The organism is Bacillus sp. N3378-2at (assembly GCF_033412715.1).
Lineage (GTDB): Bacteria > Bacillota > Bacilli > Bacillales > Bacillaceae > Bacillus > Bacillus subtilis.
In genome coordinates, this window is sequence record NZ_CP117986.1 from 2,192,795 (window position 1) to 2,207,392 (window position 14,598).

The 14,598-nt window shown below is 38.8% G+C and carries 12 protein-coding genes and 2 pseudogenes; 6 read left to right on the forward strand and 8 right to left on the reverse strand.

Features of this window, described 5'->3' with window-relative positions:
• Nucleotides 1-49 precede the first annotated feature (49 nt).
• Nucleotides 50-1,441, reverse strand: coding sequence for a MocR-like pyridoxine biosynthesis transcription factor PdxR (locus tag PUN35_RS11865; protein ID WP_033881073.1), 1,392 nt, complete (start codon nt 1,439-1,441; stop codon nt 50-52).
• 154 nt (nt 1,442-1,595) lie between these two features.
• Between PUN35_RS11865 and PUN35_RS11870 the strand changes: the two genes are divergently transcribed.
• Entirely contained in the window at nt 1,596-2,459 is an 864-nt protein-coding gene (locus PUN35_RS11870) for a DMT family transporter (protein ID WP_014478955.1), read from the forward strand.
• Between the two features lie 143 nt (nt 2,460-2,602).
• Here the strand turns inward: PUN35_RS11870 and PUN35_RS11875 are convergent, their stop codons facing one another.
• Nucleotides 2,603-3,148 (reverse strand): TetR/AcrR family transcriptional regulator, encoded by a 546-nt coding sequence (locus PUN35_RS11875; protein ID WP_014478954.1) that lies wholly within the window; start codon nt 3,146-3,148, stop codon nt 2,603-2,605.
• Nucleotides 3,149-3,480: 332 nt separating this feature from the next.
• Here PUN35_RS11875 and PUN35_RS11880 point away from each other — a divergent pair, with 332 nt between their 5' ends.
• Entirely contained in the window at nt 3,481-3,756 is a 276-nt protein-coding gene (locus PUN35_RS11880; RefSeq protein WP_014478952.1) for an HPr family phosphocarrier protein, read from the forward strand.
• Nucleotides 3,757-3,993: 237 nt separating this feature from the next.
• Here PUN35_RS11880 and PUN35_RS11885 read toward each other — a convergent pair whose 3' ends face one another.
• Nucleotides 3,994-4,353 carry a TVP38/TMEM64 family protein gene (locus PUN35_RS11885; RefSeq protein ID WP_228224831.1) on the reverse strand — a complete coding sequence of 120 codons (360 nt, stop codon included), beginning with the start codon at nt 4,351-4,353 and terminating at the stop codon, nt 3,994-3,996.
• 187 nt (nt 4,354-4,540) lie between these two features.
• Between PUN35_RS11885 and PUN35_RS11890 the strand changes: the two genes are divergently transcribed.
• The gene (locus PUN35_RS11890) at nt 4,541-5,200 is read left to right on the forward strand and encodes a hypothetical protein (protein WP_033881077.1); all 660 of its coding nucleotides are present in this window, start codon (nt 4,541-4,543) and stop codon (nt 5,198-5,200) included.
• 344 nt (nt 5,201-5,544) lie between these two features.
• Here PUN35_RS11890 and PUN35_RS11895 read toward each other — a convergent pair whose 3' ends face one another.
• From PUN35_RS11895 to PUN35_RS11910, 4 genes and pseudogenes are all read right to left on the reverse strand, one after another.
• Nucleotides 5,545-6,138: a YdeI/OmpD-associated family protein gene (locus PUN35_RS11895; protein WP_014478948.1), complete on the reverse strand. Its 594-nt coding sequence runs from the start codon at nt 6,136-6,138 to the stop codon at nt 5,545-5,547.
• 235 nt (nt 6,139-6,373) lie between these two features.
• A complete protein-coding gene (locus tag PUN35_RS11900; protein WP_014478947.1) occupies nt 6,374-6,748 on the reverse strand; it encodes a hypothetical protein in 375 nt (124 codons plus the stop codon).
• Between the two features lie 230 nt (nt 6,749-6,978).
• A pseudogene (locus PUN35_RS11905) lies at nt 6,979-8,270 on the reverse strand (MFS transporter).
• 110 nt (nt 8,271-8,380) lie between these two features.
• Nucleotides 8,381-9,769, reverse strand: coding sequence for an aminotransferase-like domain-containing protein (locus PUN35_RS11910; RefSeq protein ID WP_014478944.1), 1,389 nt, complete (start codon nt 9,767-9,769; stop codon nt 8,381-8,383).
• A gap of 226 nt (nt 9,770-9,995) precedes the next feature.
• On the opposite strand from PUN35_RS11910, the gene PUN35_RS11915 reads away from it, so the two are divergent.
• A complete protein-coding gene (locus tag PUN35_RS11915; protein ID WP_014478943.1) occupies nt 9,996-10,880 on the forward strand; it encodes an AraC family transcriptional regulator in 885 nt (294 codons plus the stop codon).
• 140 nt (nt 10,881-11,020) lie between these two features.
• Here PUN35_RS11915 and PUN35_RS11920 read toward each other — a convergent pair.
• A pseudogene (locus PUN35_RS11920) lies at nt 11,021-11,980 on the reverse strand (DMT family transporter).
• Between the two features lie 112 nt (nt 11,981-12,092).
• On the opposite strand from PUN35_RS11920, the gene PUN35_RS11925 reads away from it, so the two are divergent.
• Both PUN35_RS11925 and PUN35_RS11930 read left to right on the forward strand, forming a co-directional pair.
• Nucleotides 12,093-12,968 carry an AraC family transcriptional regulator gene (locus tag PUN35_RS11925; protein WP_014478939.1) on the forward strand — a complete coding sequence of 292 codons (876 nt, stop codon included), beginning with the start codon at nt 12,093-12,095 and terminating at the stop codon, nt 12,966-12,968.
• Between the two features lie 231 nt (nt 12,969-13,199).
• Nucleotides 13,200-14,087, forward strand: coding sequence for a DMT family transporter (locus PUN35_RS11930; protein WP_031600199.1), 888 nt, complete (start codon nt 13,200-13,202; stop codon nt 14,085-14,087).
• Nucleotides 14,088-14,598 lie beyond the last annotated feature (511 nt).

Sequence of the window (14,598 nt, forward strand, 5' to 3'; positions counted from 1 at the left end):
TCAACACTTAGTTCCGTCACTTGGCCGTCTTGCTAAACTGAAAGCTCCCTCATATCTTCCAGGCAGCCTTCAGTTTTTTTATGCCTTCTCTTATGTCGGATTCAGAAACCCCTGCAAACCCGAGCGAGACCGTTTTTGTGGGAGGATGATGTTGATAAGAAAGAGAAACAGGATAAATTTTCACTCCATGTTTTTTCGCCTTCTCAATTAACTCTTTTTCACCAAATGGCAAATAAACGTCAAGTAAGATACGAAGCCCAGAGTTTTCTCCGCGAATTCTGACATGCTCTCCTAATTCCCTTTGCACTGCCTCTAATACAATGGCTCTTTTTTTGCGGTAAAGCTTTCTCATTCTGTTGATGTGTTTTTGCCACTCTCCATTTTTTATAAATTCAGCTAGGGTTAGCTGACTGTGGCAGGACACTGTCTGCTTATATAATGACGTGATGTCATGCCCCTTTTTTAAAAGAGGTGAAGGAAGAATCATATAGCTGATACGCAGCGAGGGCAAAAGAGACTTAGAAAAAGTGCCCATATAAATGACACGGTTATGCTGATCAAGCCCTTGCAGAGAAGGAACCGGCTGTCCTGTGTACCTAAATTCCCCGTCATAATCATCCTCTATGATAAAGGATTGATTTTCGGCTGCCCATTTGAGCAGCTGAATTCTTCTGTTTATTGTCATTATGGTTCCCAGCGTAAATTGATGGGAAGGTGTGACATATACAAGGTTTGGCTGCTGTTCTTTGACCTTCTGTATACAGATTCCTTCCTCATCGACTGGTATCGGAACAATATTCATGCGATTGGCTTCAAAAATTTTGCGTGCTCTTGGATAACCAGGATCCTCATACCCTATAGAAATATTCGGCTCAAAAACTTGGCACAAGATTTGCAGCAGAATAGGGTTCCCGGCACCTATAATCACTTGTTCAGGGCCGCAATGAACACCCCGAGATTGATACAGGTACTCTGCAATGAGTGTTCTCAGCTCAAACTCTCCTAAAACATGTCCTGGCCGATAAAGCTCGTGTCCATATTGGTCTAAGCTATTGACCATGCTTTTTCGCCATGCGGAAAAAGGGAAGTAAGAAGAATCTACATTCCCATAATGAAAATCAATCCATTGTTTATTTTCTTCTGCTTCTTGTTGAATGGGTGTTGTGCTTGGCATTCTATCATTAGCAAAATCAGAATCATGATAATCAGCAAACCACCCGCTTCTTGGCTTGCTCACAATATAGCCCTCAGCAGCGAGCTGTTCATAGGCACGTTCTACAGTCGTTTGGCTGATGGAAAGCTGATTCGCCAAGAGTCTTTTTGAAGGAAGCTTCATTCCTTTTTGAATACGGCCCCGATGCATGTTTTCTTTAAAATACCGATAAAGCTGCTGATAAAGCGGACTATCCAGATTTCTATTCAAAAAAGGCGTGATATCCATTTGCACGTTGTTCTCCTAACTGGTATGCAATTTTTTATGAAAACTGGCTGTTTATAAAAGGCCAATTCCAGTTTATAGTCATTGTAATCCTTAGCTACTGGTTTTGTTAAGAAAATACAGACAATGAACAAGAAAGATATGTGGAGTGATTATAATGAACAAAACAACAAATGGCTGGATAAATGGTTTTATAGGCGTACTCATTTTCAGCGGCTCGCTGCCTGCGACCCGTTTGGCTGTGTCGGACTTCGATCCGCTGTTCCTCACCGTATGCCGCGCTGCGATAGCTGGTGTACTGGCGGGAGGTCTCCTTCTCATCTTCCGGCAGCAGCATCCTGCCAAAAGAGACCTCATTTCATTATTAGTGGTAGCGTTTGGCGTAGTGATTGGTTTCCCGTTGCTGACAGCTTTAGCGCTTCAGCATGTCACATCCGCACACGCCATTGTCTTCATTGGACTTCTTCCACTCGCAACGGCGGTCTTCGGCGTACTGCGCGGGGGTGAACGCCCTCGGCCCGTCTTCTGGATTTTCTCAACCGTTGGCAGCTTGTTAGTAGCAGGTTTCGCCCTCATTCAGGGGGGAGGTTCATCCCCGCTTGGCGACGCGTACATGCTGGCTTCTATTGTCGTATGCGGTCTTGGTTATGCGGAAGGGGCAAGGCTTTCACGGCGTCTGGGGAATTGGCAGGTGATCTCATGGGCACTCGTTCTGTCGCTTCCTCTTATGCTGCCATTGTCGTTCTTTTTTACGCCGGACTCATGGTCGGCGATCGGCGTTCCCGCACTGCTCAGTCTTGCATATGTATCCTTATTCAGCATGCTGATCGGCTTTGTGTTCTGGTATCGAGGTCTTGCCCAAGGCGGAATTGCGGCGGTTGGGCAGCTCCAGCTTCTCCAGCCTTTTTTTGGACTGCTGCTTGCCTCAGTGATTCTACACGAGAAAGTGGGCTGGGCACTCGTAGCAGTGAATATCGCCGTTATCATGTGCGTTGCGGCTGCACGGCGATTTGCAAAGTAAGGCAGACCTTTAAGCATAAACTTCAAAAATGCATGAAAGTATAAAAATACCAAGGGCCAGCAACCCTTGGTATTTTGTATGCGATCGAGGAGACTTGAATCTCTCGCTTAGACAAATAAGTCAACACCCATTTCCTGCCTCCATTATAAAATCCGCTCTAATAACTCCCCCACTTTTTCTGCCATGACACGAGGCGGATAAGGCATTTCGTTTTTTAACCACCATTCCACTACCCCTACGTAAGCATTTGCTATAAATTCAACAATGACATCTTCACTTTGGCCGTAATTCTTGCCTTTCGTTACATCTACATCTTTCCTGAACTCTTCGATATTAAACTTAAGGAACTGACTGCGAAAATATCGAGCGCCTTCACTGGCTAACATCGTCGAAAAGAATAAATAATTACTCTCAAGGTATTCCATGCAGTGTACAGTCGATTCAATCCAGTCCATTTCAGCTGCCGACTCACAAAAATCCCCCATATTGTTTATATGCTCTTCCATAATTTTTTCTAATAGATCAAATTTATCTAAGTAATGAAGATAGATTGTTCCCCGGTTTACATTTGCCCTTTCAGAAATTTCCTTAATCGTAATATGATCAAAACTTTTTTCAGTCATCAGCTCAATCAGAGCTATTTTAATAGCCTCTTGGCTTTTGGTTATTCTTCTATCCACTTTGGACATAGCTTTTCACCAAACTTTCTTAAGATAATCAACAATTTAGAGTGGAATGTTGAATAATCAACAAATCGCCTGAATGTAACCATTGTACACACCATGTTTGTATTTACAATAATAAATAAAAGCTGATAGTGAATCATGCTTTTTCCCGAATGAAGTCATTGTCCATTTTAGTTAGTTGAGAATTATTTTGTAAACACAAAGAAAGGGTGTTATTTCAAAATGCAGAGAAAATGATGAAATTAGATCACTTATCCTAAAGGTACTCTAAATTCAAATTTGATCTGCAGCCCAACTATAAATCCGTATAGAGGCAGACTTTAATGAGGTGAAGAATGATTAAAAGACAATTTACGATCATTAAGGAAACAGGGTTTGCGCGACCAGCTACCCTGTTAGTCAGTATAGCTCATCGGTTTACATCAGATATTTTTCTTGAATACCAAGGGAAAACTGTTAACCTCAAACAAGCGCCAAAAGCCATCATGGACATTATGGATTTAGGAATTAAACCAGGAACCGAAATACATATATACGCTCATGGAGCCGACGAAGCGAAGGCAATTCAAAAAATGAAAGAGCATTTACTAAAAAACGATTATATACAGTAATTTCAAAATCTATCGTAGTAGCGGGATTGTTATCGTTAATTTATTTTGCGGCAAAACAGCTTTTCAGATCATGCGTTCATTTTTCTTCTGGTGATCATTCAACCTAAAATACAAAAATTAAAAAGGATCTACAAACGAAAATGGAGGGTTTATATATGTGCAGCAGAACATAATACCAAGGGCAGTTATACCCTTGGTATTATTGGATACCGAAAGAACTTAAATCTCTACAGGTGCTTATAAGCTATAAATGGTTAGTCTCGTGGCATTTCTATGTGCTCCGTTTATGCTTAAGGGTGTTCCACATTTAATGGATACAATAGAAACCAAAACAAATGATGCGACAACCAATACAGTTCCCATTAATGACTCACTAAAATTGATCACAATGAAACTCGAAAATATCAATAAAGGGATATTCGTAACGATAACCGTTAAAATGTAAGTGGTATACTTGATTCCTACAGCTGCCGATAAAAAACAAACGACATCTGTTGGAGCTATTGGACAAATCATCCCCAGCGCCAAAAACTTATAATTATAAGTCTCCAATAATTTTTTCAACTCTGGATATTTACGTTCTAAATCCTTCATCATGTTCCCGCTTGAAAACACAGAAAAAGGGGCAAAACTTCTTAAGAATTCTTAAGTTTTCGCGATGCTATTCAAGATCGTTTCCTCTTCTTAAACAGTTTTCAATATCATCCTATCTATTCCATGGTAATATTTAGATACATAAACTTATATATGAAGCTGACCTGAGTTAATGGAGAGGAATGAAAAAATGAAGAAACACAGAAAGATATATTTTTGTATTACTGCCCTGCTGCTCATGATTTTGCTTGCTGGATGTACGGGCAGTAAGAATGGAGAAGCACATCAACCTTCAAATCAAGCTTCTGCTGTGCAAACTGACGAAAAACACACTGAGCCTGAAGAGAGAACCAAAATACGCAAGGATGAAGCGGAGCCAATAACAGAATCAGAAGAATCCGCAACAAAAGCTGCAAATGATACCTCTTCAGCAGAGGAGAAAAGCAAAGAAGACAATGTATTGGCAGCATACTCTTCGGAAAAAATTGAATATGCCAGGGTTTGGCTTCAACTGGGACCTAATCAAGAGATAGATGAATTAAACGTTCGACATATTTCGGCTGGCGAGCCAATTAATCCTAATGATGATACAAGTGCCAGCTATCCAGAAGATGTGACCCAGTTGGCAGGTTCTCGTTTAGTGGATGGATCAGTCACTTATCATGGCAATGGGGATGGCACGATTCATGTATATAATGTGCCTTTACGCTGGGATTCCGCTGATGATATAGAAAAAGGCGTCATGAGGGAAGTGACTGAGAGTATCATAAAAAACAGAAAAACAGTGTACGTTGATACAGGCGACGATGAAAAAATCAAACGGCTCATTGATATCATGATGATTCATTAATCAGTATTCGTTTGTCTGCACCTGACTAAAAACAATGGTTAATAAGGTATATTAATACAAAAACAAAGTTTGGAGTGTAGTAACTTGCTAAAAATCTTCCGGTTCTATTAGTTCTCCTAGGCATTCTAAATGTGATGAGCCGTACCATTGAGCTATTTCTAGGTGTTGCATTAATATTTTATAACGCTGTCTAGTGGCATACAATGTTAATCAAAAGAAGCATTTCAGCAGTAAGTGAATGTTGTCCTAAGAAAAAACAAGCATCTTACTATGCTTGTTTTTCTTCTATAGAAAGGATCTTATTACGCTATGATGATATTCCTTTAGCCTGAACCTTGGCGTGCCTAATCCTTTAATCCCTTTCCATCGAGAATTTTTTGCACATATTTTTCGACTCTCGATTCTCGGGTTTTGGATTGTTTGGCTTGAGAAAAATAAAGAGTGTACGCTCTTTGCCGTCCCGGGGTCAAAGCTTCAAAAGCAATTTTCAATGCAGGGATTTCATCGAATTTATTTTGAAGTTCTTCAGGAATGTTCAATTCAATATTTTTGTTAACTTCCACTTTCAAACCGGCTTTTTCAACTTCAATGGCTTCGTGAATATAGGCTTTCAAAATGTTTTCTAGCTCATTTATTTCCTGAACAGTTGTAAACCGAATCTGGCGCGCCGCCTGTACATTCTCCGTTTGTTGAATGAGAATTCCATCGGTATCCTGTAATAGGGCACCTTTGTGAAACAGAAGCGCACAATATTCTTTAAACCCATGTATTAAAACGACATTTTTATTATTGTATGTGTAACAAGGATGCATCCACTTAAAATCTTCAGTCAGCTCACAGTCAAGAATGATGGTTCTCAACTTCTCAAATTCTTCCTTCCACTTTTTCGCTTTACTTAAAAATTCATCAACCTTCGGATTCGTTCTGCTATTTGTCATGAAGGAATTCCCCTCTTTCCAATCTTTTTACATTTACGTGAATTGACAATAATGAAGTCCAGTTTTATTTTTGACATCTCGGTATTTATTTTATTCTTCTATAGGTTCCTTCTCTTATTATTCAATAGATTAAGCTTAAAGTGGGGATGATGCAACAAAAAAAAAGAAGGCCCACAAGCCTTCTCTTTTTGTATAATTATTTCACTGACAATCTGAAAAAATAACAATTCGATGATTATATATCTTTTTTATTCTTGCCAATGCATAAGGTTACGGCAACACTAGCTATACTGACTAAAGTTCCTGCAATAGAAACTAGAATTGTCAAAAAGCCATTGGGAATAAGAAATCCAATTGGAATGAGCCCCAGAAAAGTGAAAACGATAAAACATTGGTATACACCAGATATTATTCTTACAACCAAATTGCCAAAAAAGGACATGACTAATGGAGGGATAAATAAAAATACAACGATTCCAATTGAGATCATCAAGATAAGAGGTTCATCAAATGAGATGACATGATCTCCAGGCGACTCTTTAGCGGCCGCTAAAACAACAAGTATAGACATCATTAGTGTAACAAAAACAAGAGAAAACCTTTTTAACAACGTGATGACTCCTTTACCTAAAGCGAGTAATCCTGCCTTTTTCAAATCCGATAACCATTTTATGTGATTCAATTAAAGAATATGCAGTGAGTGACACAGCTATAAGGAATCCTAGTCAAATCTTTATAATAGATTTAATTGAGCAACTATAGTTAGTTAGAATATTAGACGACGCAATAGACTTTATCTAACAATATAACAAATTAATGTAAATTAAACAATCCTATCCTTTAGCGGCCCCTAAACCATACCACCACTGGAATGAGTAATAAGGACAACATCCCTCCAGTAAATGATAATGCGAGGTAACTTGACCCTGCCACAATCATTCCAGATAATGCTCCGCCAGCAGCTCCTGACAACGCAATCAGAACATCCACTGTCCCCTGCGTTTTAGCTCGTGTGGCACTATCAGTTGAATCTACAATAAGGGCAGTCCCGCTTATCAAACCAAAATTCCACCCTAATCCGAGTAAAGAAAGAGCAATGACGAGAAGAACCATAGAATCTCCCGGAGCAAATGCTGCTATTACACCTGCCAAAAGCAACGTTGTTCCAGAGGAAATAGCCATTGCGGTACGTCCCAACCTATCTACAAGAACACCTGTAACCAGTGAAGGGAGATACATAGCACCTATATGAAAACCAATAACAAGCCCTACTGCCCCCAAGTCATGCCCATGATGTCTCATATGAACCGGTGTCATTGTCATAATAGCTACCATTACTATTTGGGTAAGAACCATAACCGTTGCCCCAACGATTATCCCTTTTTTGTTTTCTGTATGCTCAGTTGCCGCCAAATGTCCTTTATCACCAGGCTCTTCATTTGCCGCTTCTATTGTTCTTGCTATAACTAATGGATCTGGACGAAGCATAATGAAAAGGACCACACCTGCTAACATATATGCTGCTGCGGCTAAAATGAAAGGGCCAGCAAGTGATGGAACACCAATAGAAAGAGCGAAATCCCCCATCACATTCACTAAGCTTGGACCTGCCACTGCGCCAAATGTAGTAAAAACCATCGTAATACTAACAGCAGTCGCTCGCTGCTTATGATTTGCTAAGTCTGTACCAGCATAACGCGCCTGTAAATTAGTGGCTGTACCTGCACCGTAAATAAGCAACGCAATAAATAACAAGAAAATACTATTTATGATTGCTGCCATAATAACGCCTATTGCTCCAAGTCCGCCAATCATAAAGCCAGCCGAAAGACCTGTTCGACGGCCATAACGTTGAGAAAGTCTTCCAACAATTAATGCAGATCCTGCTGACCCTAAAGTAAATAACGCAGAAGGCAGACCAGCAAACGCATCAGTGCCAAGCATTTGCTGTGCAATAAGCGCACCGACAGTCCTCCTGCCGCCAGCCCCGCACCGCCAAAAATTTGTGAGATACTCACAACGAATAGTGTACGCTTGTATAACGATTTTTGTTTTTCTGGTGAACCGATGTAGCTTTGTAATGAAGCAGTTTGAACATCTATTGCTTTTACGCTGTCCTTGTCTAACATCATCTGACCTTCCTTTCTAAAAGCCTATTTTTTTATAAACCTCCCTCTAGATGTGGATCATCATAACACGCACAAAAAAGCCATACAATGTCATAATTGTATGGCAAACAATATTAGGTAAGATCGTCTAGCAAACGTCTCAGGATCATTAATCCTTGTTCAAGCTCTTCAAGTGTTTTTGGTGCACAGGCAGAAACCCTTACAGCCCTTTCAGGACAACTATTTCCCACTACAAAGCGTTCAGCCGCATACACTTGCACGCCATGTTGAGCAGCCAATTCTTCAAATTCGGCACCAGACATTTTACCCGGTAACAACAACCAACGAAAAATGCCTGTTTCAACACCTAAACATGTATATCCCGCAACATATCGGTTTACGAGTTGATTTCTGCGAATGGTTTGTTCACGATGACTCTCAATTAAGACTTCAAATTGATTTGATACAATCGTGCGAGCAGTAAGTTCAGCTAATAGCGGGGAAACGGTTATATTTAAATTATAAAGCGCCTTTGATATTAGCTCCTTATATTGTCTCGGCACTGCTACATAAGCCAAACGCAGGCCTGGCGCTAACGATTTTGATAAACTTGCAATATGAATAACCTGTTGCGGTGCGAATGAGGCGAGTGCCGGAAGCGGATTTTTGTTGAGAAGATGGTACGATGCATCCTCAATAACAAATAGATTATATTTCTTTGCAATGTCTGCAACCATTCTTCGATTCTCAACAGACATAAAGGAAGTCGTCGGATTATGATAATCCGGGATTAAATACAAACCTTTAATATTTTCGTTTTTACACGCATATTCAAGTGACTCCGGACTCATTTCATCGTTTTCTGATTTTATCGGTACGATTTGCACACTAAGCAATGATGCAACAGTTTTTAATCCAGGGTACGTATGATGGTCAACACCGATGCGATCTCCAGGCTTACAAAGACTCGCCAATGTCGCAGCAATCGCATTTTGCCCTCCATTTGCAAATAAAATGTGATCAACGGATGTTTCAAATCCGCCTCTTTGGATGAGCTTTACAGCTGCATCTTTTTGCCAAAGGCTTTCGCCTGCCCGGCCGTAGCTAAACCATTTTTCATAATCCTCCTCCTGAATCATGTTTTTCAGTTGGTGTAACAAGGGCTCATATGAAGCGTGATCTGGAAGTATTGCTCCCATTTCAATTAAATGTGTCGGCTTTGTATCCTCAAGTAAATACGCATTCAACAACGCATCATACGATACAAATGTGCCGCTCCCTACAGTCGCACTCAGCAGCCCCTTTAACTCACACACTTTAAATGCTTTGGAAATCGTACTCACATTTAAATCTAAATAATCAGCCAATTCTCGCTGCGGAGGAAGTTTTGTTCCAGGTAATAAAACTCCGTTTAAAATATCCTGTTCCAATTGCCCTGCAAGTGCTTTATAAATAGGCTTTTCAGCTTTATCAATCGATGGCTTCCAGCTCATCGGATAGTTTTCAAAAGAATTGATAGGCATGATACGCATCCTTTTTCACTCAATTATATGAATGTGCCGTTTATAAGACAATTATAACTTTCTTTTATTGATGCCTTTTTATGAACAGCATGCTTCAATAAAACCTGTACAAATACAAGTGAATCACTTACTTTATTTCATATAAGTCATCCTGCAAAACTGTGCACAGAATGTCGGATAAATACAATTCACTCCTGTTATTCTTTGGTTAAAGGAGGTCAAATAAATGGATTTGCTTAAAAGTATGAATAGGGCGTTAAAGTATATTGAAGAAAACCTCACTAACGATATTGATTTTCAAGAGGCAGCAAAGCTTGCTTTCTGCTCTGAATATCATTTTAAAAGGATGTTTTCCTTCCTTGCAGGTATTTCATTATCGGAATATATTCGTCGCAGACGTCTTACTCTTGCAGCTTTTGAACTGAAAGACAGCAATGTAAAAGTGATTGATATTGCAATAAAGTACGGTTATAACTCACCTGATTCTTTTGCACGGGCATTCCAAAATTTACATGGCATAAACCCATCAAAAGCCAGACTTAATGGCCATTCCCTTAAAGCTTATCCACGAATGACCTTCCAGCTAACAATTAAAGGAGGAAATGAAATGAACTACCGTATTGAAGAAAAAGAGGCATTTCGCATCGTTGGCATTAAAAAAAGAGTTCCTATTATTTTTAAAGGGATTAATCCGGAGATTGCATCTATGTGGGAAAGTTTAGATGAAAAAGCAATAAATAAACTAAAAGAGCTTTCTAATGTAGCACCATCAGGACTCATTAGTGCATCCACCAATTTTTCTGAAGGTCGGACTGAGGAAAAAGGAGAGCTCGATCACTATATTGGCGCAGCCACAACGAAACAGTGTCCAGATAATTTCTCACGGCTTGAAGTTCCTGCCTTAACGTGGGCTGTATTCGAATCAATCGGACCATTTCCGGATACACTGCAAGAAGTATGGGGACGCATTTATTCCGAATGGTTTCCATCGTCAAATTACGAACAAATAGAAGGTCCAGAAATATTGTGGAATGAGCATAAGGATGTAACATCACCATCTTTTAAAAGTGAAATTTGGATACCAATTACAAAAAAGGAATACGTTTTTTGATCAGAGAAGAAAAATTGAAGGTTCTTGAAGAAAAAATACCAAGGGCGTCAAAACCCTTGGTATTTTTGATATTGCCGAGAGGGCTCAAACTCCACCAGTGTTTTTCATTGCCGGACCGGTCATATAAGCAAAAAAAGCCCCTATATATCCCGATTTGCATGATTCCTAATCTTTAATATCGACTTTTCACTCTGCACAGAAGGCTCTTTATTTAAAGCCAATATTAAAGTTATTCCTATAATACAAATAGCACCAATCCATTGAAAAGAACCAAATGGCGCTTTTAACCAAACGACAGTTGTTACAACAGCGGATAGAGGTTCTAAACTGCCTAATAGGCTTGTTTCTTTGGGAGAAAGGCTTTCCAAGCTTTTTATGAAGAACCAGAACGCAATCATTGTTCCAAATAATATCACAAATAAAATATATGCATACGCCTCAGCAGTTAATCGTTGAAAATCCAGTTGCCATGGCGGATGGATAAAACCCAATGCAAAACCGCCAATAATCATAGCCCAACCTACAACGACAAGAGAATCAAATTTATTTAATAAACCAACGGCATATAAAGTATAAAAAGCTGCCGCGAATCCTGATAAAACTCCCCATACTACTGCAGCTGCCGGCACTGAAAGTTGAGATATTGAACCATTTGTTAACAAAAAAAAGCAACCCACTAAAGCAAGTACAACAGTAATGATATCTTATTTGGTAAGAACCGTTTGTTTTCGCAAAAGCGTGTAGATAATGACGATTACTGGGGATAAATATTGCAATAATGTAGCAACGGCAGCATTCCCATGTTGAATGGATGCCATATATGTGTACTGCACAGCAAGCATTCCCAATAGGCCAAAAATTAGAAGCTGGCCAGCCGACGCTTTGTTTTTCCAAACCTCAATAACCTGAGACCGGTCCTTTCTGAACAGTTGCAGCATTAAAAGTAACATTCCAGCCGTAAGCAAGCGTGTCGTTACAAGCCAATTGACATCGATTTGATATTCTTGAAAAAGTTTTTTGGCTACTGTGCCTCCAATTCCCCAACATGTCGCCCCTGTTATAACATAGAACAATCCCATTCTTCTATTGGAAGTATTCATACATGACTCCTCACTAATAAATATAATAATAGTGTTATAATAAATGCAAAATAGGATAAAAAATACTTAAATCGAATGAAAAAATATAAATATATTGAGGTGAGAAGTCAGAATGAAGAATTTTGTGATCGATCAAAATTTAAAAGAATTAACAGAGCACCGAACGGTAGAATTACCAGTTGCCTGTTACAAGACAAGGATCAATCAAAATATAAATGGCTATATTCCGCTTCATTGGCATGATGAAATCCAATTTGTTTTGATACTAAAAGGGATAGCTCTCTTTCAAATAAATGAAGAAAAAATAGAGGTTCACGAAGGGGATGGATTATTTATCAATAGCGGCTGCCTGCACATGGCAGAAGAAAAGGAAGGCTCGGATTGTACGTATATTTGCTTGAATGTGTCACCCCATTTCGTTTTATCTCAAGAACTGTATTCCAGCTATGTTCAGCCCTATATGTTTTCAACCAATTTGCCCTATGTATTTTTGGATGGAAATCAACAGTGGGCAAAAAATATTCTAGATGCTGTTAAAAAAATAAATCAATTGATTCAACAAAAGACATCGCTCTATGAGATTGACATTACGATGCAATTAACGTTAATGTGGAAAAACATGGTCGTTAATGGTTTTCAATTAGAGTACGATCAATCTGAAATGATAAAAAGTCATCGAATGAAACAAATGTTAAACTGGATCCATCTCCATTATGCTGAAAAAATCACATTAGAGGACATTGCAAAAGCTGGCCAACTGAGCCGTTCTGAGTGCTGCCGTTATTTTAAACGAATGCTGAATAAGACGCCATTACGTTATGTAATGGATTATAGAATTCAAAAAAGCTTATTATTACTGCAACACCCTGAATCCAATGTGACAGAAGTGTCTTATCAAGTTGGATTTAACAGTACCAGTTATTTCATAAGTAAATTTCAACAAGCGATGAATATGACGCCATTATCATACAAAAAAATGAATTTATAAAGTTTATTCTATTATTAAATGGAGTCCCCTTAAGGTGTTTACGGCTTTAAAACCAACATTGTATAATGATAGTCATTCTTAAAAATCGAGGTGATCATAACATGTTTTTAGCTCCACTATTTGAAAATGATGTTCCAGTAGCACTTCTCCGCCCTTAATGGAGTAAAGTGACTACTTCTCTCCGTTAGGGCATTTTTTGACCTAATTTTAAATACGGAGGGAACAAAAAAAATGAAAAATACCCTGTTAGGTTCTATATATTTAGCTTTAGCCGCTAGTATCTGGGGTGGCATGTATGTTGTGGTTAAGGTTGTTGTCGCAGTAATTCCGCCTTTTGAATTGGTTTGGATCAGGTATGTCATCGCCATCCTTGCGCTTCTTATTGTTGGTTTGATAAGGAAACAATCTTGTGGTTTGATAAGGAAACAATCTTGGAAAATTCATAAGCGCGACCTTTTATTAATTGTTGCCATTGGAATTGTTGGCAACACCATTTCAATTGTTACACAAGAATATGGAACGATGTTGTCTTCAGCACAAATGGGAGCAATTATTACGTCCTCCACACCAGCGTTCATGGTTATTTTTGCTCGTCTATTACTTAAAGAACCATTGAATATAAAAAAAGGAACTTCAATAATTTTAGCGACCACAGGCGTATTATTTATTGTTGGAAACGGACATATTGATACCTCTAATCAGCTTGGCGGTATTTCTCTGCTTGTTGCAGCCCTTACATGGGCACTGATGTCAGTGCTTATCAAACGCGTGCCAAACAGCTATTCGCCTATACTTGTTACCACGTATTCAACTTTTGTGGCCATTGTGGCACTAACTCCTTTTGTAAAACCTAGCACGATTTTTACGCCACTACTGCTTGACCCTAAAATTCTAGGTGGTCTTTTGTATTTGGGAATTGTTTCAACCGCTTGTGCTTTTTTATTGTGGAACCGCGGCTTACAATTATTAAATGCCTCAAGTGGAGGCCTCTTTTTCTTTTTTCAGCCTCTGGTTGGAACCTTACTCGGATGGATTCTGCTTGGAGAACAAATAGGCGGGACATTTTGGATAGGTTCGTTTTTAATTCTTAGCGGTGTTTTATTAGTCATTAAAGAGTAAGAAAAAGAAGTGAATTCATAACAAAAAAAGCAAACTATTTTATATAGTTTGCTTTTCAATTAACCTTGTTCTTTCCCCTTTACTTCTTTATGTTCTGGTCTTCATTTATAATCTCTCCTTTCTTTATTTTTCTTTTCACCTCAATACCCATTTGAAGGTCCTCAATTTCCATGGTAATAATGCCAATTTGGTGGCTAAATGTTTATCAACAAACCTTTTTCTGTTCGCAAGATAAGTGAAAATGCATCATTAAGTAAGTGGGCCGTTATCCATATCAAATCGATAAAGAAATTAGAACTTAATCATGTATTTTTAATATTTTTAGCTGACATTTCACAAATATCGTTCCTTCTTATTTCTACTCAAATCATTTCTGTGATGTCATTGAGCCAATGAAAAACTGCTCACACGGATCAATTGACCTTTTCCTGATTGGAAATCCGACACGTTCCCTATTGTTTTTGCTTGATCTGTTTTTTCAAAAAAGTTATTGACATCAAAAATTCGATCA